We start from the raw sequence: 20,154 nt of genomic DNA, 5'->3' as shown, positions 1-20,154 counted from the left end.
AAGCCATGAAAAAGAGCGTCCTGACCCGCTACCGCGTGATGGCCTACGTCACCGCCGTCCTGCTGATCCTGCTGACGGTCGGCGTGATCGGGAAGCGGCTGCTGCACCTGGACGGATTCGACTCCTTCGTCACCGGCGTGGGCATCGCCCACGGCTGGCTGTACGTCCTGTACCTGGTCTTCGCCTTCGACCTCGGCACCAAGGCGAAGATGCCGCTGGGCCGCCTCGCCTGGGTCCTGCTCGCCGGCACCGTCCCGACCGCCGCGTTCTTCGTCGAACGCAAGGTGACCCGGGAGGTGGAGCCGCTCATCGCGAAGGCTCCCACTCCCAAGCCCGCCGCGGTCTGACAGACCTCCGCGCTCGCTTTCGCGGCTACTTCGTAATGAAGTGGCACTGCGTGGCACGCAGCTTGCCGTTGACGTGGAACCTCGCACACGCCTTGCCGTACTTCGGCAGTTTCTGCGGCGCGTTGTGCCGCAGCGGGTCCCGTTCGCACTCTGTGTGCGTCACCCCGCGCGAGGTCCGGTAGGTCCTGTTGTTCGTGTCCGCGTAGGTGAAGTCGATTCTCCAGTTGCAGAACTGGGAGAAGGTGGCCGCGACTCCCACGCAGTCGACCCCCGCGAACTGACTGGTGATCCGCTTCCCCGAGCCCTTGATGGTGTGCGTCAGGAAGCAGCCGACAGGAACCTTGATCCCGGCCCCACGAAGGTCGTAGCTGAAGCTCCCGATCGTGGTGGTCCCGGTGGCACTGGCACGGGCCGCGCCCGCCGCCCCCAGCGTCACGGCGGCGGTGAGCGCCGCCGCGCTGACGGCGGTCAGCGCGCCACGGACCAAGTTCCTCATGTTCGACCTGCTCGACGTGTTCGACGCGTTCGCCACGACTGCTTCCCCTGCTGTCGACGATCCGGATCGATCCGGATTCCGATCGTCCGGATGACGATCGACCGACACGATCGCACGGGAAACGACGGGTTCATGCAGCCAAGTCGGACATCAAGTCACAAAACGCACTCAGCGACACTCGAAAGTGAAGCCCGGCCGATCGAGCGGGCCGACCCTCACTCCTCGTCGAAATCGCTCGCCGCCACCCGCAACGGCCGCAGCATCGCGAAGATCTCCGCGCACTCCTCCGCGTCGTACACGCCGAGGCCGAAGTCCATTGCCATCAGGTCGCGGGTGGCCGCGTCGACGGTCTCGCGGCCTTTCTCCGTGATCGTGGCGAGGGTGCCTCGGCCGTCGTTCGGGTTGGGGCGTCTGGCCACCAGGCCCGACTTCACCAGGCGGTCCACGGTGTTCGTGACCGACGTCGGGTGGACCATCAGGCGCTCGCCGATCTTGGACATCGGCAGCTCGCCGGCCTTGGAGAAGGTGAGCAGCACCAGCGCCTCGTATCGCGCGAACGTCAGACCGTACGGCTTCACCACCGCGTCGACCTCCGCGAGCAGGATCTGCTGTGCGCGCATGATCGAGGTGATCGCGGCCATCGACGGGACGTTTCCCCAGCGCCGTTTCCACAGTTCGTCGGCGCGGGCGATGGGATCGAAGGGGAGACTGAGCGGCTTCGGCACGGCACCAGACCTTACCCGCCGGTCACATCGCGGTCAGCCCCGTCTCGCCCTTCGGTCCAGGTCATCCAGTGCAGATCAGGGTGCAGATCCTCGGGGCCCCCGCCCCCGGTGTCGCGGCCCCGACGGTCAGTCTCCCTGTGTCACGATTACTGACCGATCGTCACTGGCCGTCACCAGGCGTCATCTTTTCCCAGGGGAGCAGCGTGTCCCGGCTGATCCGTACCCTCACCCTCACCCTCGCGACGCCCGCGATGCTCACGGTGCTCGGGCTCTCGGCGGGGTGCGGGCCCGCGCCCGAGGTGGGCGAGGCCGCCGTCATCTCCGGTGCCACCAAGAAGGCCTCCGCCGCCGGTTCCGAGGCGTTCTGGGTCGATCCGGCCTCCCCCGCCGCCCGCCAAGTGCGGCTCTGGCAGCAGCAGGGGCGGGGCCGCGAGGCGCGGCTGTTGCGACGTATCGCCGAGCAGCCCGCCGCGCTCTGGCCCGCCGGCGACGACCCGGTGCCGGTGATCCGTGCCGCCACCCGAGCGGCGGCACGGGACGGACGTACGACCCTTTTCGTGGCGTACAACATTCCGCACCGCGACTGCGGTCAGCACTCCGCGGGTGGGGCGGGCGACGCCGATGCCTACCGGGCCTGGGTCGAGCGGTTCGCCGACGCCCTCGGGGACAGTCCGGCGCTGGTCGTCCTCGAACCGGACGCGGTCGCGCACGTCGTGGACGGCTGTACTCCCGGCGAGTACCACGCCGAGCGGGAGCAGCTGCTCGCCGACGCCGTCGCTCGGCTCAAGCAGCAGGCCCGTACGAAGGTGTATCTGGACGCCGGCAACCCGGACTGGATCGACGAGCCCCGCAAGCTCGTCGAACCCCTGCGGCGGGCCGGGGTCGGTCGGGCCGACGGGTTCGCGCTCAATGTGTCCAACTTCCAGACGGACGCGGCCACCAAGACGTACGGCGTCCGGCTCTCCCGTGCCCTCGACGGCAAGCACTTCGTCGTCGACAGCAGCCGCAACGGCAACGGACCGCTGCGCGGCGACAGCAGCGACGCCTGGTGCAACCCGCCCGGCCGCGCCCTCGGCACCCGCCCGACCACCCGTACCGGCGAGCCCGCCCTCGACGCCTACCTGTGGATCAAGCGGCCCGGCGAGTCGGACGGCGAGTGCCGGGGCGGACCGACGGCCGGGCGCTGGTGGCCGGAGTACGCACTCGGACTGGCCCGCAACTCCCGTACCCCATAGCCCCGTTCACTTCACCTGGATCCATTTCGCCTCCGACGGCGTCCCCTTCGCGTCCGTCACGAACAGCATGTACCAGCCGGGCGGGACGAGCGTCCGGTCCTTCGGTACGTCGACCGTCACCGACGTGCGGTCCTTGCTGAGGGGCAGGTCGATGGAGCGCTGTTCGACGTCCGTCGTGTGCGTGACCGCGCTCGGGCGCATCAGACGGGCCTTCGCCACTCGTTCGGGGTGGGCCGTGTCGAACGTCGCACGGCCCAGTTTGTCGGTCTCCTGGGGGCCGTCGCCCAGCACGGGACGGCCCTTGCCGTTCTTGTGCAGTGCGGGCGGCGTGAAGATCTCCATGCGCTGCTCGAAGTGGCCGAGCTTGGTGTTCTGCTGGTTGTCGTAGAGCGGGTCCGAGCCGAACGTGGCGACCCGGCCGTCGGGCAGCAGCAGCGCCTCGGAGTGGTAGTTGCGGCCCACCTTCGGAGAGGCCGCCGCCCGGAACACGTTCGCCTTGGGGTCGTAGAACTGCGCCTTGAGGATGTTGCTGGCGCTACGGCCCCGGTAGTCGGCGGAGCCGTTGGACGTGAACACGGTGTCGTCCGGCATCAGGACGCTGTTCAGGTAGCGGGTGCCCTGGGGGAGGTCGGGGCCCGCCTCGAAGACCGGGTTGTCCTTCTTCAGGTCGACGACGGCCGTGCGCCGCGTCGCCTTCTTCGACTCGCCGACGCCTCCACCGCCCAGGATCATCACCTTCTGGTCCTGCGCCGGAGGCAGCAGCACCGACGCCGAGGTCTCCGTCTCGTCCGCGTCCGTCAGGCCCGGCACCTTCTCGAAGGTGTTCTTCTCCAGGTCCCAGAGGCCCGGCGCCCGGCCCATCGTCGCGGGCCCGTAGCCGGCGTTGGACGCCGGGTAGAACAGCTTGCCGCCCTTCGTGAGGAACAGGGCCGGGTAGGTGGGGAAGTAGCGTTTCGGGCCCGGCGTCCACTTCTTGGTCTTCGGGTCGTAGATCTCGTTGTCCCCGGGGTCGATCGCCCCGACGTCGTCGAGACCGGAGACGGCAAGGACCCGCCCGTCGTCGAGGCCGACCAGCGTCGGGTACCAGCGCGCCTTGTCCATCGGGTCGACCGGGATGTACTTCTCGGCCTTCGGATCGAACTCGTACGCCGCCCTGATCCCCTGGAAGTCCTGCTTGTCCATGGTGATCTTCTCGGAGAGGCCGTACGTGTTGTCCGCTTCCTTGCCCTTCAGGCCGACGATCTCGTACTGGGCCTGCTTGGCGGTGATCGACACGGGCCCCGGTGCGGCCGCCTCGACGAAGACCCGGGCCTCGCTCGCGACGACCTTCGTGACCCAGGGCTGCATGACCCCGGCCGCGTTGTACGTGATCTTCTGCGTGCGCTTCGCCTTGGGGACCGTCACGTCGAACCGGCTGACGTACTCCACCCCGGCGGGCGACCGGAACCGGGTGCCCTTCTTCAGGACGATCGGCTTGTCGGGGTTCTCGTTCTTGACGCGCATCCCGCCGCCCGCCCGCTCGACCTCGCCGTCGAGCAGCTCGTAGCGGGCGGTGCCGCCGGCCACCAGAAGCCGTCCGCTGGGGAGTTGGGCGTGTCCGGCGCAGAAGAAGTCGTCGGGCGTGGCGATCCGCTTGAAGGTGTCGTTCCTCGGGTCCCACAGGACCGTGTCGAACGAACCCTTGTCGAACTTCTTCTGCTCGTTCCCCGAGCCCGCGACGATCAGCACCTTCCCGGTGTGCAGCAGCGCCGCGTGGATCGCGTTGGTGCGGAACTCCTTCGGGATGTCGATCGCGCTCCAGGAGCCGTACTTCGCCTGGTAGCCGGGCTGGGCGATCTTGTACTCGTGGTACCGCTCACCGGCGAAGTCGAGCACGGCGGGCGCGTTGAGACCGGCGAGCAGGGCGACGCCCCCGATGCCCAGGACGGTCTTCTTGGTCTTCTTCGACGGCTGGTAGGCCATGGCCTAGTTGCCTCCTGTCGGGGTGCTGGAGACCGGTGCGACCGTGCTGGTCGCGAGCGCGGGTTCCTCGCGCTCCCTGATCTCCCCGGGTTCCCCGTGTTCCTTTCGCCGGGTCGCGAGCCACACCGCGACCGGCGCCAGGGAGATCACCATCGCCAGAACGGCCCAGGTGCGCATGGCCACATGGGTGTGGCCGAGGCGTACGGAGGCGACGAGCGAGGTCGCGAGGAGCGCGGCCCAGAAGAGATGGACGCGGAAGGTGAGCAGCCGGTCGGGGCTGGCGTCCCCGCCCTTGGGCGTGACGACGAACCGGCTCGGGCGGCGGAGCAGGGCCGCGCCGAACGACTTCAGGTAGATCGGCGCGGAGAGCGCCGACATCGCCATCCCGGCCAGCCCACCGGAGCCCTCGGGCTCGTGCGGCGAGACATTGTGCCGCCGGTTCCACAGATACAGCCCGATCTGGAGGGCGGCGGCGTCGCTGTAGAGCATCAGCCAGACGGAGGCCGCGACCTGCGTGCCGGACGCCCCGAACCAGAGGAAGAGGAAGCAGCTCAGCATCCCGAGGAACCAGTTGACGGCGGTCATCGGGTAGTAGACGAGCATCAGCGTGTACGAGAACAGTCGGCCCGGAGGCATGGTGAAAGGCGCCTTCCAGTACTGCTTGAAGAGCGTCTCGTACGTCCCGCGCGACCAGCGCATCTGCTGGGTGAAGAAGTCGGTCCAGGACGCGGGCCCCTCGCCCACGGCGAGCACGTCCGGCGTGTAGACCGACCGCCAGTGCCGCCCGGTCCTCGGATTGCGGCGCCGGTGCAGCTCGAACCCCGTGGCCATGTCCTCGGTGACGGAGTCGTACAGCCCGCCGATCTGCTTGACGGCCGCGACGCGTACGACGTTGTTGGTGCCGACGAACATGGGGGCGCGGTAGCGGTTCCCGGCGCGCTGGATGAGCGCGTGGAAGAGGAACTGCTGCGACTCGGCCGCCTTGGTCACGGGGTGGGTGTAGTTCCCGTACACCTGGGGGCCGACGACGAAGGCGACGTCCGGATCGCGGAAGAAGCCCATCATCCGCTCCAGGAAGTTGGGGAGCGGGACGTGGTCGGTGTCGACGGAGGCGTAGAAGTCGTACTCGTCGCCGTGCATGGCGATCCACGCGTTGTAGTTGCCGTGCTTGGTACGGGCCTTGTGGACGCCCTTGGCCCGGTTCCACTCGGGGACCCCGTACCGGCTGAAGTGCCGTACGCCCAGCTCGGCGCAGAGCGCCTTGGCCGGTTCGTCGTCGCCCTCGTCGAGCAGCCAGACGTCGAGCGGGCCGGTGTGGTGGACGCGGGTCGCGCCTTCGAGGGTGGCCCGGACCATCGCGAGGGGTTCCTTGCCCGGGACGTACGTGGTGAGGAAGGCGACGCGGGTGCCGGACTCCGGTACGACGGGTACGGGGTCGCGGGCGACCATGGTCGCGTGGGCGATGGACACCACGTTGACGACCATGAACAGCTCGATCAGCCCGATGGCCACGAGCATCGCGATGTCGAGATGGACCATCCACGCGTCGCCGCCCTCGCGCTCGACCCAGTGGGTGGGCCAGACGAGGTAGACGAGCAGGGCGCCGGTGAGCAGCGGCGCGAGGGTCATCAGCAGGACGGCGCGTATTCGGCGCGGCTCACGGGAGAGGAGCGAGGTGTAGCGCACGCTGTAGGGCGCTCCGACCGGTGCCTCGGTGAGCGGTCCGGCCAGCCGGCTGTGGGTGTCGTAGTCGTAGCCCTCCGGCCGCACAGCGCCCTCCAGTGATCGAACGAAGCCGATATCCCCACAGAAGTGGAGATATGGCGACGTGTCGAACCGGACGCGTCCAGCCGGGTGGATTTCCGAAAGGGACGGTTATTGGGAGAGGTGGCGTTCCACCGTCTCGACCTTGGAGGTCAGACCGTCCGTCACTCCGGGGCGGATGTCGGCCTTGAGGACGAGGGAGACGCGCGGCGCGCGTTCCTCTACGGCGGCGACGGCACGCTTGACGACGTCCATGACCTCGTCCCACTCGCCCTCGATCGACGTGAACATCGCGTCGGTGCGGTTGGGCAACCCGGATTCACGGACGACACGGACGGCGTCGGCGACGTACTCCCCCACGTCCTCGCCGACGCCGAGGGGCGTCACGGAGAAGGCGACGATCATGCCTTGGAGACCTCTCCCTGCTGGGCCTGGCGGGCACGGGAGGCGATGACCGCGTCCTCGGTCTCGCGGCGCAGCTTGCGCTCGGCGAAGAAGCCGCCGGTGGGCAGGACGGAGAGGACGAAGTAGAGGAGCCCGGTCTTCAGGGACCACTTGGCGCGGTTCCAGGCGTCCGCCCAGAAGATCACGTAGAGGATGAAGAGAACCCCGTGCACCATGCCCATGACGGGCACCGCGTTGAAGTCCGTGGTCCGCTTCAGCACCGAGCAGACCAGGAGGAGCAGGAAGGAGACGGCCTCGGGGGCCGAGACCAGGCGCAGGCGGCGGAGGGCGGAGGCGGTCTTTATGTCCACGGGTCACCTTCGGTGCTTTGTGAATGGGCGCACAAACGTTCGCCCATTGTGGCATTCGCCGGTCGTGCGACCGGGCTGGGGGTCGGCCCCTAGGGGGAGGTTCAGGGACGATCTCCACCTTCGGGATCTGTCCCCGGGGGTGCCCGGGAGGCTACCTTCCCTCCGTGGCGATGTTTCGACTTCAAGGCAGCAAGGTGCTCGCCGTCGACATGACCGGAGACGCCGTGAAGGCGAAGAACGGCTCGATGGTGGCGTACGACGGACAGATGGACTTCAAGAAGCTCAGCGGCGGCGGTGAGGGCATCCGGGGGATGGTGACCCGGCGGATCACCGGCGAGCAGATGGAACTGATGGAGGTGAAGGGGCACGGGACGTGCTGGTTCGCCGACCGCGCCTCCGAGATCAACCTCGTCGGCCTCCAGGGGGACAAGCTCTACGTCGAGTCGAGCAACCTGCTCGCGACCGACTCGGGCCTGCGCACGGGCACGTCGTTCACGGGGATGCGCGGCGCGTCCACGGGCAACGGCCTGTTCACGACGACCGTCGAGGGACACGGCCAGGCGGCGATCATGTCGGACGGTCCTGCGGTGGTGCTGCGCGTGAGCCCGCAGTTCCCGCTGACGGTCGACCCGGGGGCGTACATCGCGCACCAGGGCAACGTCCGGCAGTCCTTCCAGTCCGGTGTGACGTTCCGCACGTTCATGGGCGAGGGCGGCGGCGAGGCCTTCCAGATCCGCTTCGAGGGCGACGGCCTGGTGTACGTCCAGCCCAGCGAGCGCAACACGATCGCCGGGGATGTGTGACATGCCCTTCCGTGAGATCAACTCCAAGATGGTCGAGGCGACCGTCATGCCCGGCCAGCGCCTGTTCAGTCAGCGCGGGGCGATGCTCGCCTACAAGGGCGAGGTGTCCTTCACGCCCAACATGCAGGGCGGCCAGGGCGGGATCATGTCGATGATCGGCCGCCGGGTCGCCAACGAGGCGACGCCGCTGATGACGGTCGAGGGCAGCGGCACGGTCCTGTTCGGGCACGGCGGCCACCACATCCAGGTCATCCAGCTCGCCGGGGACACGCTGTGCGTCGAGGCGGACCGTCTCCTCGCCTTCGACGGCACCCTCCAGCAGGGCACGATGTTCATGGGCTCGCAGGGCGGCGTCATGGGCATGGTCCGGGGCCAGGTGACGGGCCAGGGCCTGTTCACGACCACCCTCAAGGGACACGGCGCGGTCGCCGTCATGGCCCACGGCGGGGTCATCGAGGTCCCGATCACCCCGCAGCGCCCGGTCCATGTCGACCCGCAGGCGTACGTCGCGCACCACGGCGACGTCCGCAACAAGCTGTCCACCGCGCTGGGCTGGCGCGACATGGTGGGCCGCGGCTCGGGCGAGGCGTTCCAGCTGGAACTGAGCGGCAGTGGTGCGGTGTACGTCCAGGCGTCGGAGGAGAAGCTGTGACCACCTACCCGGGCGCGGGGCCCGTCGTCCACGACCCGATGACGCTGCCGTCCGACGACAACGTCAACAACTACACCTTCTGCGTGGAGCTCAAGGGGAGCCAGTGGTTCCTGCAGAAGGGCAAGATGATCGCCTACTACGGCACGATGGAGTTCAACGGCATCGGACACGGCCGCCTGGACCGTCTTGTCCGTACGTCCTTTCATTCGCCTCTGCACGCGAGTGACTGGGTCGTCGCCGAGGGTTCGGGCAAGATGCTGCTCGCCGACCGGGCCTTCGACGTGAATTCGTACGATCTGGAAGACGGCAACCTGACCATTCGCTCGGGCAACCTTCTCGCTTTTCAGCCAAGTCTCGCGCTCAAGCAGTCGATCGTGCCGGGCTTCCTGACCCTCATCGGGACGGGCAAGTTCGTGGCCGCGTCAAACGGCCCCGTGGTGTTCATGGAACCCCCGATCCGGGTGGACCCGCAGGCCCTGGTCGGCTGGGCGGACTGCCCCTCCCCCTGCCACCACTACGACCATGGGTACATGACAGGCCTGATGGGCGGCCTACGTGCGATGACGGGCCTGGGCGGGGCCTCCGGCGAGGAGCACCAGTTCGAGTTCGTCGGGGCGGGCACGGTGCTGCTCCAGTCCAGCGAGACGCTCATGGCGGAGCAGGCCACGGGAGCGGTTCCGCACGAGCCGGGAGTACCGGGCGGCGGCCACGCCCCCACAGGCCACCCACAGCAACCGGGCACACCGCGCCTTCCCGGACAGCTCGGTGACCTCCAGCGTCGCTTCGGGCTGTGAGCGGTAGTCTGCGGAGTGTGACGTCGAACGTGTGCACGCCGTCACACCACCCTCGCTAGTTCGCCTTTCAACCTTTTAGGTAGACTTCATTCATGGAGACCGAGACGGCCACAAGCTGGCTGACCGATGCGGAGCAGTGCGCCTGGCGCACCCACCTGGAGGTCAACAGGCTGTTGGCGTACCAGCTCGAAAAGGACCTGCAACCGTTCGGCCTGACGATGAACGACTACGAGATCCTGGTGAACCTCTCCGAGTCCGAGGACGTCCGGATGCGGATGAGCGACCTCGCGTCCGCCACCCTCCAGTCCAAGAGCCGCCTCTCGCACCAGATCACCCGCATGGAGAACGCGAACCTGGTCCGCCGCGAGAACTGCGAATCCGACCGGCGTGGCCTGTACGCGGTGCTCACCGAACAGGGCATGGAGACGATGAACCGGGTCGCCCCGCATCATGTGGCGTCGGTGCGGCGGCACTTCATCGATCTGCTCCCCGCGGAGGCACTGGCCGACCTGGACAGGTCGCTCCGCCCGGTCGCACAGCATCTGCGCGGCCAGCGAGGCCGACCCTAGGGCTACGGGCCTGGGCGACAGGCAGGCGGAGCTCGAACAGGGCTCCGCCTGTCCGCGCTTCCCGGACGGTGAGGGTGCCGCCGTGCCGTACGGCGACGTCCCGGGCGATGGCGAGCCCGAGCCCGGCGCCGCCGTCGTCGCGGCTGCGGGCGTCGTCGAGCCGTACGAACCGCTCGAACACCCGCTCCCGGTCCGCCTCCGGCACCCCGTCCCCGTCGTCGGCGACCTCGACGACGACCCGCTCCCCCTCCCGCCGCACGGCCACGGTGACGGCCGACCGGGCGTGCCGCTGGGCGTTGTCCAGCAGATTGGCGAGGAGCCGCCCCAACTGCCCCCGGGACCCGGCCGCTTCCACGCTCACCTGCGACTCGATGGTCACCCCCACCCGCCCCTCCACCTGCTCCCGAACCAGTTCCGCGAGGTCGAAGCGGGCGTCGGCGGGCCGTTCCCCCGCGTCCAGCCGGGCGAGCAGCAGCAGATCGGCGGCGAGGCGCTGCAGCCGTACGGTGTCCTCGACGGCCCCCTCCACATCCAGCAACTCCGGGTGTGCGGCGCCTACTTCGAGCTGGGTGCGCAGGGAGGCGATGGGGCTGCGCAGCTCGTGGGAGGCGTCGGCGACGAACCGGCGCTGGCGTTCCACGGAGGCCTCCAGGGCGGCCAGCGTCTCGTTGGTGGTCCGGGCGAGACGGGCGACCTCGTCGTGCGTGTCCGGCACCGGGACGCGCCGGGCGAGGTCCTCGGAGGCGGTGATCTCGGCCATCTCGGCCCGGATGCCCTCGACGGGACGCAGCGCACGCCGGGTCACGAGCCAGGTGACGCCGGCGACGACACCGAGCAGCAGCGGGAACCCGATCAGCATGACGGTCAACGCGGTGCTGACGGCGCCCTGTTCGGCGGAGAGGGGCGCGCCGGCGTACACGGTGAGGGTGCCCCTGCCGTCGGCCTCGACGCGTACGGCGGCGAACCGGTAGTCGGCGTCGTCGCCGTCGACGGTGGCGGACCCGTCGGTGAAGGAGACGTCGTCGTCGATCTCACCGTCCGAGAGGGAGTCGTCGTCTGTGGATTCGGAACTGCCGGTGTCCCCCGTGACGGCCTGCGGACGTACCGCCCCCACCCCCGTACCGCTGATCCGCTCCAGGTCCTCGCTGGCCGCGACCAGGCGCCCGGCCGCGTCGACGACCTGGACGGGCCGGTCGTCGTCATCGAGGGACAGCTGGTCGTACGCGGTCCCGGCCGCCAGGTCGGCGGCGACCGCCCGTGCGGTCCGCTCGGCCTGGGTACTGGCCTGGCCGCTCAGATTGGACCAGAGGGAGAGCAGTACGGCGGTCCCGGCGGCGACCAGCGCGACCGCGACGACGAGGGTGGCGCCGAGGGTCGCCCGGGCCCGCACGGAGCCGAGGGCGCGTCTCACCGGGGTACCTCCAGCCGGTACCCGGCGCCGCGCACGGTCCGGATCAGGGAGGCGCCGAGCTTCCGCCGCAGCGTGCTGACGTACACCTCGACGATGTTCGGGTCGCCGTCGTAGGCGAAGTCCCAGACGTGCTCCAGGATCCGCGCCTTCGACACCACCTCGCCGGCCCGCAGGACGAGCTGCTCCAGGACGGCGAACTCCTTGGCGGTGAGGGTGACCTCGTCCGCGCCGACGTGAACGCGATGGGCGGCGGTGTCGACGGTCAGCTCACCGATCACATGGACGGGCGAGGCACCGGTCGCCGCCCCGCGCCGACGCAACAAGGCCTTCACGCGGGCAACCAGAACGACGTACGAGAAGGGCTTGGTCAGATAGTCGTCGGCGCCCGTGTCGAGGCCCTCCGCCTCGTCGTACTCGCCGTCCTTCGCGGTGAGCATGAGGATCGGTAGATCGTGGCCGGCGGCGCGCAGGGCCGCGCAGACGCGGTAGCCGTTGAGGCCGGGCAGCATGATGTCGAGGACGAGGAGGTCGTACGGCGTCTCGGTCGCCCGATGGAGCCCCTCGCGGCCGTCGTGGACGACGTCCACGGCGTAGCCCTCGGCCGTCAGCCCCTTCGCGAGGGACAGGGCGAGCCTCTTCTCGTCCTCCACTATCAGCAAACGCATGCGTACAGCGTCGCAAAGCGAACCTGAAGACGCCTTCAGGTGACTTCAGGCCTGCTTCAGGCGGGGTCGGGCAGCTTGGTTGTCGTCATCGAAACGAGCGAAGAGGCAGGAATCCCATGAACCCCAGGAAGCGGAACATCGTCATCGCCACCCTCACCGCAGCCGCCCTGGCCGGCGGCACCGTCGCCGCCTTCGCGGCGGGCGACGACGGGACGGCTGCCGCGCGGTCCGGGGTGAGCGTTGCGAACGTGCACGGCGTCACCGCCGCCGAGGCCATCGCGGCGGCGCTGCGGCACACCCCGGGCACGGTCGTCTCCGCCGAGTTGGACGACGACGGGGGTGACGCCGGGGCGTGGGGGGTGGATGTCGTGGCGGACGACGGGGCGGAGTACGCCGTCGAGGTCTCGGCAGACGGGAAGGTGCTCGGCGCGCAGCGGGACGCCGAGGAGGGGGAGAGCGACAGTGAGGACCTGGCGGAGCTGGAGGCGTTGAAGGGGGCGAAGTTCGACGCACGGGATGCGGCGCTTGTCGCTGCCGCGAAGGGGGCGGTTACGGAGGTGGGGGGCGATGACGATGAGAACGGGGCGGTGGTGTGGGGCGTGGAGACGGTGAAGGACGGGGTGACGAGTGAGTGGGCGGTGACCCTGGACACGGGCGAGATCACAAAGGTGACCGCGGACTGATCTCGCCCCCGCCGCCCCTACCCGTTCCCATCCCTGGGGGCTGCGCCCCCAGACCCCCCTTTGTCGCGCTGAACGCGCTCGTCCTCAAACGCCGGACGGGCTGAAAGATCAAGCCCCGGCCGGTGCTGAAGTGCGGTGGGGGTGGGTGGGCGGGGAAAGGGCAGGCCGAGCGCGGTTGTCCCCGAACGCCGACCTCAGGCACCCCCAGCCCGTCCGGCGTTTGAGGACAAGGCCCGTTCAGGGCCGTGGCGGGGGTCTGGGGGCGCAGCCCCCAGGGATGGGACGGGTAGGGGCGGCGGGGGCGAAGAAACTCGGCCCGCAGCTCAGCGCTCCGTCAGCCCCGCCACCAGCTCGTCCGCCGCCCGGTAGGGATCCAGCTCGCCCGCCACGATCCGCTCCGCCAGCGCGCTCAGACGCCGATCCCCGTGCAGATCGCCGATGCGCGAGCGCAGCGCCGTCACCGCGATCGTCTCCACCTCGTGGGACGCGCGGGCCCGACGGCGTTCCGTCAGCACTCCCCGCTCCTCCATCCACGCCCGGTGCTTCTCCAGCGCCTCCACCAGCTCCTCCACACCCTCCTCCCGCGACGCGACCGTCTTCACGATCGGCGGGCGCCAGTCCCCCGGCGCCCGGGACCCACCCAGGCCCAGCATGTGGTTCAGCTCACGCGCGGTGGAGTCCGCGCCGTCCCGGTCCGCCTTGTTGACGACATACACGTCGCCGATTTCGAGGATGCCCGCCTTCGCCGCCTGGATGCCGTCCCCCATCCCGGGCGCCAGCAGCACCACACTCGTGTCCGCCTGCGCCGCGATCTCCACCTCCGACTGGCCCACCCCCACCGTCTCGACCAGGACCACGTCGCACCCCGCCGCGTCCAGGACGCGGATCGCCTGCGGGGCGGCCCACGCCAGGCCGCCCAGGTGGCCCCGGGTCGCCATCGAGCGGATGTAGACGCCGGGGTCGGAGGCGTGGTCCGACATGCGGACGCGGTCGCCGAGGAGGGCGCCTCCCGAGAACGGCGACGACGGGTCGACGGCGAGGACGCCGACCCGCCTGCCCTGTCGCCGGTACGCCGTCACCAGCGCCGACGTCGACGTCGACTTGCCCACGCCCGGCGATCCCGTCAGGCCGACCACGTACGCGTTGCCGGTCAGCGGTGCCAGCGCGGCCATGACCTCGCGGAGTTGTTCGGACGCCCCCTCCACCAGGGAGATCAGCCGGGCCACGGCCCGCGGCCGGCCTTCCCGGGCCTGCGCCACCAGCGTGGGGACGTCCTGCATCACATCTCCGTTCCGATTACGGCCGTACAGATACCCGTTATGCCTTCGGTACCCGCACGATCAGCGCGTCACCCTGACCGCCGCCCCCGCACAGGGCCGCCGCGCCCACGCCACCACCACGCCGCTTCAGTTCCAGGGCCAGGTGCAGGACGAGCCGCGCGCCGGACATCCCGATCGGGTGGCCCAGGGCGATCGCACCGCCGTTGACGTTCACCCGATCCGTGGACACCCCGAGGTCCTTGATTGACTGGACCGCGACCGCCGCGAAGGCCTCGTTGATCTCGATCAGGTCAAGATCTTCGACGGCCAGGCCCTCCTTCTTGAGGGCGTGCTGGATGGCGTTGGAGGGCTGGGACTGGAGGGAGTTGTCCGGGCCCGCCACATTGCCGTGGGCGCCGATCTCCGCGATCCACTCCAGGCCCAGTTCCTCGGCCTTCGCCCTGCTCATGACCACCACGGCCGCCGCACCGTCCGAGATCTGCGACGACGTGCCCGCCGTGATCGTGCCGTCCTTGGTGAACGCGGGGCGCAGCTTGCCCAGCGACTCCGTCGTCGTCTCCGCCCGGATGCCCTCGTCCTGGCTGAAAACGATCGGGTCGCCCTTGCGCTGCGGGATCTCCACCGGGGTGATCTCCGCCTCGAACACGCCGTTCTTCTGGGCCGCCGCCGCACGCTGGTGGGAGAGGGCGCTGATGGCGTCCTGCTCGGGGCGCAGCAGGCCCAGGCGGGTGTTGTGCTTCTCCGTGGACTCGCCCATGGCGATGTTCTCGAAGGCGTCGGTGAGGCCGTCGTACGCCATCGCGTCGAGCATCTCGATCGCGCCGTACTTGAAGCCCTCACGGGACTTGGGGAGGAGGTGAGGGGCGTTCGTCATCGATTCCTGGCCACCCGCGACCACGATGTCGAACTCACCCGCGCGGATCAGCTGGTCCGCCAGCGCGATCGCGTCCAGGCCCGAGAGGCAGACCTTGTTGATGGTCAGCGCCGGGACGTTCATCGGGATGCCGGCCTTGACCGCCGCCTGGCGGGCCGGGATCTGGCCCGCGCCGGCCTGCAGGACCTGGCCCATGATCACGTACTGCACCTGGTCGCCGCCGATCCCCGCACGGTCGAGGGCGGCCTTGATCGCGAAGCCGCCGAGGTCGGCTCCGGAGAAGGTCTTCAGCGAGCCCAGCAACCGTCCCATGGGCGTGCGCGCGCCCGAGACGATCACCGAGGTGGTGCTGTTGGTTCCTGACATGAGGAGCGATCCCCTTTCAGCTGGAGAGCTGAGGAGTGTGAACGAGGGTTTACCTGAATGTACTGAGCGGTAGTGCCTCCGTCATCGGGCCGTCGGTGTGATCGCGCGCACGTTGCGTAACCACCGCAGGAGCGCTGCACTAACACCATGCTGACGCGAATCGACCACATCGGGATCGCCTGTTTCGACCTCGACACGACAGTCGAGTTCTACCGGGCCACGTACGGCTTCGAGGTGTTCCACTCCGAGGTCAACGAGGAGCAGGGCGTACGCGAGGCCATGTTGAAGATCAACAACACGGACGACGGCGGGGCCTCCTACCTCCAGCTCCTGGAACCGACCCGCGAGGACTCCGCCGTGGGCAAGTGGCTGGCCAAGAACGGGGAGGGTGTGCACCACATCGCCTTCGGTACGGCGGATGTGGACAGCGAGGCCGCGGACATCCGTGAGAAGGGCGTACGCGTTCTGTACGAGGAGCCACGGATCGGCTCCATGGGGTCGCGGATCACCTTCCTGCACCCGAAGGATTGCCACGGAGTACTGACAGAACTGGTCACTTCGGCGGCTGTTGAGTCACCTGAGCACTGACCCTCGTACATATGGGCCGGTAGGGTTGGGGACGGCCGCTGCCGTGTACTCGGGCAGCGGTCCGGGTCCTGATGTGTGGAGGTGGGGATCCGAGGGCCGGGGTTCAGGTTTCGGGGGCCGAGGGTGAGGGCGGGAGTCCGTGCTTCGCCGTTGATCTGACACCATTCCCCGGGGGCCTCGTTCGGCGGACGGACGTGGCTCGTTCGGAGAAGGTTGCGACCAGGGACGGATGGGACCGCGCAGTGCGGGGCTACGAACGCCAGGAGCGAGAGCCGGCGGCTGACGTCGACCACCTCTCTCGGTTCGAGGCCGAGATGGAGCGGCTGAAGACCGAGCGGGAAAAGGCGATTCAGCACGCCGAGGACCTCGGCTACCAGGTCGAGGTGCTGCGCGCCAAGCTTCACGAGGCGCGCCGCACTCTCATGTCCCGGCCCGCCTATGACGGCGGCGACATCGGCTATCAGGCCGAGCAGTTGCTGCGGAACGCGCAGATCCAGGCGGACCAGCTCCGCCAGGACGCCGAGCGCGAGATGTCGCAGGCGCGCGCCCAGACCCAGCGGATCCTGCAGGAGCACGCCGAGCAGGCGGCCCGCTTGCAGGCCGAGCTGCACCAGGAGGCCGTCACCCGGCGCCAGCAGCTCGACCAGGAGCTGGCCGAGCGACGGCAGACCGTCGAGTCGCACGTCAACGAGAACGTGGCGTGGGCCGAGCAGCTGCGGGCCCGCAGCGAGTCCCAGGCGCGCCGGCTGGTCGACGAGTCGCGGTCCGAGGCCGAGCAGGCACTGGCCGCCGCCCGGTCCGAGGCCGAGCGGGTCGCCAACGAGGCCAGGCAGCGGCTGCAGAACGAGAACGAGGCCGCCCGCGCGGAGGCCGACCAGCTGCTGCGCCGGGCCCGTGCCGAGGCCGACCGCCTCCTGAACAGCGCGACCACCGAGGCCCGCGAGGCCGCCGACCACGTCGAGCAGCTGCGCAGCTCCACGATGACGGAGTCGGACAGCGCCCGCCGCCAGGCCACCGAGCTGAGCCGGGCCGCCGAGCAGCGGATGCAGGAGGCCGAGGCCGCCCTGCGCGAGGCCCGCCTGGAGGCGGAGAAGGTCGTCACCGAGGCCAAGGAGTCCGCGGCCAAGACGACCTCCAGCGCCGAGTCCGCCAACGAGCAGCGCACCCGTACGGCGAAGGAGCAGGTCGCCCGGCTGGTCACCGAGGCCAGCCAGGAGGCCGAGGCCACCAAGGCGTCCGCCGAGGAGGTCGTCGCCGACGCGAAGGCCAAGGCCGAGAAGATCGTCGCCGAGGCCGAGGAGACCGCCCGCAGTCTCACCGCCGAGGAGACCGCCTCCCAGCTCGCCAAGGCGGCCCGCACCGCCGAGGACGTCCTCAACAGGGCGTCCGAGGAGGCGAAGTCGACCACCAAGGCGGCCACCGAGGAGGCCGAGCGCATCCGCGCCGAGGCCGAGACCGAGGCGGACCGGCTGCGCGCCGAGGCGCACGACATCGCCGAGCAGCTCAAGGGCACGGCGAAGGACGACACCAAGGAGTACCGCGCCAAGACCGTCGAGCTTCAGGAAGAGGCCCGACGGCTGCGCGGCGAGGCCGAGCAGCTGCGCGCCGACGCGGTCGCCGAGGGCGAGCGCATCCGCGCGGAGGCGCGCCGCGAGGCCGTCCAGCAGATCGAGGAGGCGGCCAGGACCGCCGAGGAGCTGCTCGGCAAGGCGAAGGCGGACGCGGACGAGCTGCGCCAGACCGCCCAGACGGACAGCGAGAAGGTCCGTACGGAGGCCATCGAGCGCGCGACGACGCTGCGCCGGCAGGCCGAGGAAACCCTGGAGCGCACCCGCAAGGAGGCCGAGCGGCACCGCGCGGAGGCCGTCGAGCAGGCCGAGGGCATCGCGGCGGACGCCGAGCAGGCCTCGCGCGAGCTGCGCGAGGAGACCGAGCGGGCCATAGAGGCGCGCCGCGAGGAGGCCGCCGCCGAGCTGACCCGGCTGCACACGGAGGCCGAGGACCGGCTCACCGCGGCCGAGCAGGCGCTCACCGACGCCCGCGCGGAGGCCGACCGGATCCGCCGCGAGGGGTCCGAGGAGTCGGAGCGGCTGCGTTCCGAGGCCGCCGAGCGGGTCCGGAGCCTCCAGGCGCAGGCCGACGCGGAGATCCAGCGGCTGCGCGACGAGGCGGCGGCGGACGCGTCCGCGTCCCGGGCGGAGGGCGAGGCCATCGCCGTACGCCTGCGGTCGGACGCGGCGGCCGAGGCCGAGCGGCTGAAGTCGGAGGCCCAGGACACCGCCGACCGGGTACGGGCGGAGGCGCAGGCCGCCGCCGAGCGGCTGGCGACGGAGGCGTCGGAGACGCTGGCCGCCGCCCAGGAGGAGGCTGCCAGGCGGCGCCGCGAGGCCGAGGAGACCCTCGGTTCCGCCCGCCAGGAGGCCGACCAGGAGCGAGAGCGGGCCCGCGAGCAGAGCGAGGAGCTGCTGGCGTCGGCGCGCAGGCGCGTGGAGGACGCCCAGACCGAGGCCGTACGGCTGGTCGAGGAGGCGGACCGGCGCGCCAACGAGATGGTGTCGGCGGCCGAGCAGCACGCCCAGCAGGTCCGGGAGTCGGTGTCGGGGCTGCACGAGCAGGCCCAGGAGGAGATCCAGGGGCTGCGTTCCGCCGCCGAGCACGTCGCCGACCGGATGCGGCGCGAGGCGTCGGAGGAGGCGGACCGGGTCCGGGCCGACGCCTACTCCGAGCGGGAGCGGGCCTCGGAGGACGCGAGCCGGGTGCGGCGCGAGGCGTCGGAGGCGTCGGAGCACGCCAAGATCCTCGCCGAGCGCACGGTGGGCGAGGCGATCGCCGAGGCGGAGCGGATCCGCCAGGACGCCGCCGCACACGCCCAGCGGGTGCGTACGGAGGCTTCGGACACCATCGCGAACGCCGAGCAGGACGCTTCGCGCAGCCGTGCGGAGGCCCGCGAGGACGCGAACCGGATCCGTTCGGACGCGGCGACGCAGGCCGACACGCTGATCACCGAGGTGACGGCGGAGGCGGAGCGGCTCACCGAGGAGACCAACGCGGAGGCCGAGCGGGTCCGTGCCGAGTCGACGGCCAAGGCCGACCAGCTGATCTCGGACGCGACCGGGGAGGCGGAGCGGCTGCGGGCCGAGGCCGCCGAGACGGTCGGTTCGGCGCAGCAGCACGCGGAGCGGGTGCGGGCGGAGGCCGAGCGGGTCAAGGCGGAGGCGGCGGCGGAGGCCGACCGGCTCATGTCGACCGCGCGCGACGAGGCCGACAGCACGCTGGACGAGGCCCGCAAGGAGGCCAACAAGCGGCGCTCCGAGGCGGCCGAGCAGGTCGACACGCTCATCACGGAGACGGCCGCCGAGGCCGACAAGCTCCTCTCGGAGTCGCAGCAGGCCGCACAGAAGACGACCGCGGAGGCGGAGACGCAGGCCGACTCGATGGTGGGCGCGGCCCGCAACGAGGCGGAGCGGCTGGTGTCCCAGGCGACGTCCCGGGGCAATGCGACGGTGGAGAAGGCCCGCACGGACGCGGACGAGCTGCTCGTCGGCGCGCGCCGGGACGCCACCGCCATAAGGGAGCGGGCCGAGGAGCTGCGCGACCGCATCACGGCCGAGATCGAGGACCTGCACGAGCGGGCCCGCCGCGAGGCCGCCGAGACGATGAAGTCGACCGGCGACCGCTGCGACGCGCTGATCACGGCCGCCGAGGAGCAGCTGGTCAAGGCGGAGCTGAAGGCCAAGGACCTGGTCTCGGAGGCCAACTCCGAGGCGGGCAAGGTCCGGATCGCCGCTGTCAAGAAGGCCGAGGGGCTCCTGAAGGAGGCCGAGCAGAAGAAGGCCACCCTGATCCGGGAGGCCGAGGAACTCCGCGCCGAGGCGATCCGCGAGGCGAAGGCCACGGTCGAGGAGGGCAAGCGTGAACTGGAGATCCTCGTCCGGCGCCGCGAGGACATCCAGGCGGAGATCTCCCGTGTCCAGGACGTGCTGGAAGCGTTGGAGTCCTTTGAGGCGCCGTCGGCGAACAAGGACGGTGGCGTCAAGGCGGGCGCTGCCGTAGGCGTCACCCGTACGGGTGGCAAGCCGTCAGATGGCTAGCGCGGAGGGCGCGTTGCGTGCATTCTGTGGGGCTTTCTGGGGTCTTTGACCAATTCTTTGGCAAGCAGCCCGCCGGTTAGCCACTCAAAAGGGG

At 70.2% G+C, this 20,154-nt stretch carries 19 protein-coding genes; 9 read left to right on the top strand and 10 right to left on the bottom strand.

All coding sequences use genetic code 11. The features are described from left to right. Nucleotides 1-5 precede the first annotated feature (5 nt). Nucleotides 6-347, top strand: coding sequence for a DUF3817 domain-containing protein (locus ACFYXF_RS08675; RefSeq protein ID WP_389348823.1), 342 nt, complete (start codon nt 6-8; stop codon nt 345-347). 25 nt (nt 348-372) lie between these two features. Here the strand turns inward: ACFYXF_RS08675 and ACFYXF_RS08670 are convergent, their stop codons facing one another. After that, the gene (locus tag ACFYXF_RS08670; protein WP_389348822.1) at nt 373-843 is read right to left on the bottom strand and encodes a hypothetical protein; all 471 of its coding nucleotides are present in this window, start codon (nt 841-843) and stop codon (nt 373-375) included. A gap of 215 nt (nt 844-1,058) precedes the next feature. Further along, the gene (locus tag ACFYXF_RS08665) at nt 1,059-1,568 is read right to left on the bottom strand and encodes a MarR family winged helix-turn-helix transcriptional regulator (protein ID WP_235474776.1); all 510 of its coding nucleotides are present in this window, start codon (nt 1,566-1,568) and stop codon (nt 1,059-1,061) included. A 203-nt stretch (nt 1,569-1,771) separates the two neighbouring features. On the opposite strand from ACFYXF_RS08665, the gene ACFYXF_RS08660 reads away from it, so the two are divergent. Next, nucleotides 1,772-2,803, top strand: coding sequence for a glycoside hydrolase family 6 protein (locus ACFYXF_RS08660; protein ID WP_389348821.1), 1,032 nt, complete (start codon nt 1,772-1,774; stop codon nt 2,801-2,803). Nucleotides 2,804-2,809: 6 nt separating this feature from the next. Here the strand turns inward: ACFYXF_RS08660 and ACFYXF_RS08655 are convergent, their stop codons facing one another. From ACFYXF_RS08655 to ACFYXF_RS08640, 4 genes are all read right to left on the bottom strand, one after another. Continuing rightward, nucleotides 2,810-4,765 carry a galactose oxidase-like domain-containing protein gene (locus ACFYXF_RS08655; protein WP_389348820.1) on the bottom strand — a complete coding sequence of 652 codons (1,956 nt, stop codon included), beginning with the start codon at nt 4,763-4,765 and terminating at the stop codon, nt 2,810-2,812. A gap of 3 nt (nt 4,766-4,768) precedes the next feature. Next, nucleotides 4,769-6,535 carry a glycosyltransferase family 2 protein gene (locus ACFYXF_RS08650; RefSeq protein WP_389348819.1) on the bottom strand — a complete coding sequence of 589 codons (1,767 nt, stop codon included), beginning with the start codon at nt 6,533-6,535 and terminating at the stop codon, nt 4,769-4,771. 105 nt (nt 6,536-6,640) lie between these two features. Continuing rightward, nucleotides 6,641-6,934 (bottom strand): MTH1187 family thiamine-binding protein, encoded by a 294-nt coding sequence (locus ACFYXF_RS08645; RefSeq protein WP_105970767.1) that lies wholly within the window; start codon nt 6,932-6,934, stop codon nt 6,641-6,643. Continuing rightward, nucleotides 6,931-7,284 (bottom strand): DUF3817 domain-containing protein, encoded by a 354-nt coding sequence (locus tag ACFYXF_RS08640; RefSeq protein WP_389348818.1) that lies wholly within the window; start codon nt 7,282-7,284, stop codon nt 6,931-6,933. Before ACFYXF_RS08640 ends, ACFYXF_RS08645 begins: the two co-directional genes overlap by 4 nt. 170 nt (nt 7,285-7,454) lie before the next feature. On the opposite strand from ACFYXF_RS08640, the gene ACFYXF_RS08635 reads away from it, so the two are divergent. The 4 genes from ACFYXF_RS08635 (at nt 7,455) to ACFYXF_RS08620 (ending at nt 10,102) form a co-directional block, all read left to right on the top strand. After that, nucleotides 7,455-8,087 carry an AIM24 family protein gene (locus tag ACFYXF_RS08635; RefSeq protein WP_369035669.1) on the top strand — a complete coding sequence of 211 codons (633 nt, stop codon included), beginning with the start codon at nt 7,455-7,457 and terminating at the stop codon, nt 8,085-8,087. A gap of 1 nt (nt 8,088) precedes the next feature. Beyond that, nucleotides 8,089-8,739, top strand: coding sequence for an AIM24 family protein (locus tag ACFYXF_RS08630; RefSeq protein WP_389348817.1), 651 nt, complete (start codon nt 8,089-8,091; stop codon nt 8,737-8,739). Further along, nucleotides 8,736-9,533 carry an AIM24 family protein gene (locus tag ACFYXF_RS08625; protein ID WP_369035620.1) on the top strand — a complete coding sequence of 266 codons (798 nt, stop codon included), beginning with the start codon at nt 8,736-8,738 and terminating at the stop codon, nt 9,531-9,533. The genes ACFYXF_RS08630 and ACFYXF_RS08625 overlap by 4 nt, the downstream gene beginning before the upstream one ends. A 92-nt stretch (nt 9,534-9,625) precedes the next feature. Beyond that, the gene (locus ACFYXF_RS08620) at nt 9,626-10,102 is read left to right on the top strand and encodes a MarR family winged helix-turn-helix transcriptional regulator (protein ID WP_389348816.1); all 477 of its coding nucleotides are present in this window, start codon (nt 9,626-9,628) and stop codon (nt 10,100-10,102) included. Here the strand turns inward: ACFYXF_RS08620 and ACFYXF_RS08615 are convergent. Beyond that, nucleotides 10,008-11,513 carry an ATP-binding protein gene (locus ACFYXF_RS08615; protein WP_389348815.1) on the bottom strand — a complete coding sequence of 502 codons (1,506 nt, stop codon included), beginning with the start codon at nt 11,511-11,513 and terminating at the stop codon, nt 10,008-10,010. The genes ACFYXF_RS08620 and ACFYXF_RS08615 overlap by 95 nt on opposite strands. Further along, on the bottom strand, nt 11,510-12,178 hold the full coding sequence (locus ACFYXF_RS08610; RefSeq protein ID WP_389348814.1) for a response regulator transcription factor: 669 nt from the start codon (nt 12,176-12,178) through the stop codon (nt 11,510-11,512). The genes ACFYXF_RS08615 and ACFYXF_RS08610 overlap by 4 nt, the downstream gene beginning before the upstream one ends. 116 nt (nt 12,179-12,294) lie before the next feature. Between ACFYXF_RS08610 and ACFYXF_RS08605 the strand changes: the two genes are divergently transcribed. Beyond that, the gene (locus ACFYXF_RS08605; RefSeq protein ID WP_389348813.1) at nt 12,295-12,861 is read left to right on the top strand and encodes a PepSY domain-containing protein; all 567 of its coding nucleotides are present in this window, start codon (nt 12,295-12,297) and stop codon (nt 12,859-12,861) included. A 323-nt stretch (nt 12,862-13,184) separates the two neighbouring features. On the opposite strand, the gene meaB is transcribed toward ACFYXF_RS08605, so the two are convergent. Together meaB and ACFYXF_RS08595 are read right to left on the bottom strand one after the other, a co-directional pair. Further along, the gene (gene meaB / locus ACFYXF_RS08600) at nt 13,185-14,141 is read right to left on the bottom strand and encodes a methylmalonyl Co-A mutase-associated GTPase MeaB (protein ID WP_389348812.1); all 957 of its coding nucleotides are present in this window, start codon (nt 14,139-14,141) and stop codon (nt 13,185-13,187) included. Between the two features lie 37 nt (nt 14,142-14,178). Continuing rightward, entirely contained in the window at nt 14,179-15,381 is a 1,203-nt protein-coding gene (locus ACFYXF_RS08595; protein WP_389348811.1) for an acetyl-CoA C-acetyltransferase, read from the bottom strand. 147 nt (nt 15,382-15,528) lie between these two features. Here ACFYXF_RS08595 and mce point away from each other — a divergent pair, with 147 nt between their 5' ends. Together mce and scy are read left to right on the top strand one after the other, a co-directional pair. Then, entirely contained in the window at nt 15,529-15,969 is a 441-nt protein-coding gene (gene mce / locus ACFYXF_RS08590) for a methylmalonyl-CoA epimerase (RefSeq protein WP_389348810.1), read from the top strand. A 242-nt stretch (nt 15,970-16,211) separates the two neighbouring features. Then, the gene (gene scy / locus ACFYXF_RS08585) at nt 16,212-20,060 is read left to right on the top strand and encodes a polarized growth protein Scy (RefSeq protein ID WP_389348809.1); all 3,849 of its coding nucleotides are present in this window, start codon (nt 16,212-16,214) and stop codon (nt 20,058-20,060) included. The last annotated feature ends 94 nt before the right edge of the window (nt 20,061-20,154 follow it).

The sequence above is a fragment of the Streptomyces sp. NPDC002680 genome (genome assembly GCF_042889145.1).
Classification (GTDB): Bacteria; Actinomycetota; Actinomycetes; order Streptomycetales; family Streptomycetaceae; genus Streptomyces; species Streptomyces adonidis.
This window is presented reverse-complemented; position numbering and strand designations above follow the sequence as displayed.

Excerpts from the sequence above, each read along its gene's own strand:
- ACFYXF_RS08630 (WP_389348817.1), top strand. The coding sequence starts at position 8,089 with ATGCCCTTCCGTGAGATCAACTCCAAGATGGTCGAGGCGACCGTCATG.
- ACFYXF_RS08605 (WP_389348813.1), top strand. The coding sequence starts at position 12,295 with ATGAACCCCAGGAAGCGGAACATCGTCATCGCCACCCTCACCGCAGCC.
- ACFYXF_RS08655 (WP_389348820.1), bottom strand. The coding sequence starts at position 4,765 with ATGGCCTACCAGCCGTCGAAGAAGACCAAGAAGACCGTCCTGGGCATC.
- ACFYXF_RS08595 (WP_389348811.1), bottom strand. The coding sequence starts at position 15,381 with ATGTCAGGAACCAACAGCACCACCTCGGTGATCGTCTCGGGCGCGCGC.
- ACFYXF_RS08620 (WP_389348816.1), top strand. The coding sequence starts at position 9,626 with ATGGAGACCGAGACGGCCACAAGCTGGCTGACCGATGCGGAGCAGTGC.
- ACFYXF_RS08675 (WP_389348823.1), top strand. The coding sequence starts at position 6 with ATGAAAAAGAGCGTCCTGACCCGCTACCGCGTGATGGCCTACGTCACC.
- ACFYXF_RS08645 (WP_105970767.1), bottom strand. The coding sequence starts at position 6,934 with ATGATCGTCGCCTTCTCCGTGACGCCCCTCGGCGTCGGCGAGGACGTG.
- mce (WP_389348810.1), top strand. The coding sequence starts at position 15,529 with ATGCTGACGCGAATCGACCACATCGGGATCGCCTGTTTCGACCTCGAC.
- ACFYXF_RS08610 (WP_389348814.1), bottom strand. The coding sequence starts at position 12,178 with ATGCGTTTGCTGATAGTGGAGGACGAGAAGAGGCTCGCCCTGTCCCTC.
- ACFYXF_RS08670 (WP_389348822.1), bottom strand. The coding sequence starts at position 843 with ATGAGGAACTTGGTCCGTGGCGCGCTGACCGCCGTCAGCGCGGCGGCG.
- ACFYXF_RS08635 (WP_369035669.1), top strand. The coding sequence starts at position 7,455 with ATGTTTCGACTTCAAGGCAGCAAGGTGCTCGCCGTCGACATGACCGGA.
- meaB (WP_389348812.1), bottom strand. The coding sequence starts at position 14,141 with ATGCAGGACGTCCCCACGCTGGTGGCGCAGGCCCGGGAAGGCCGGCCG.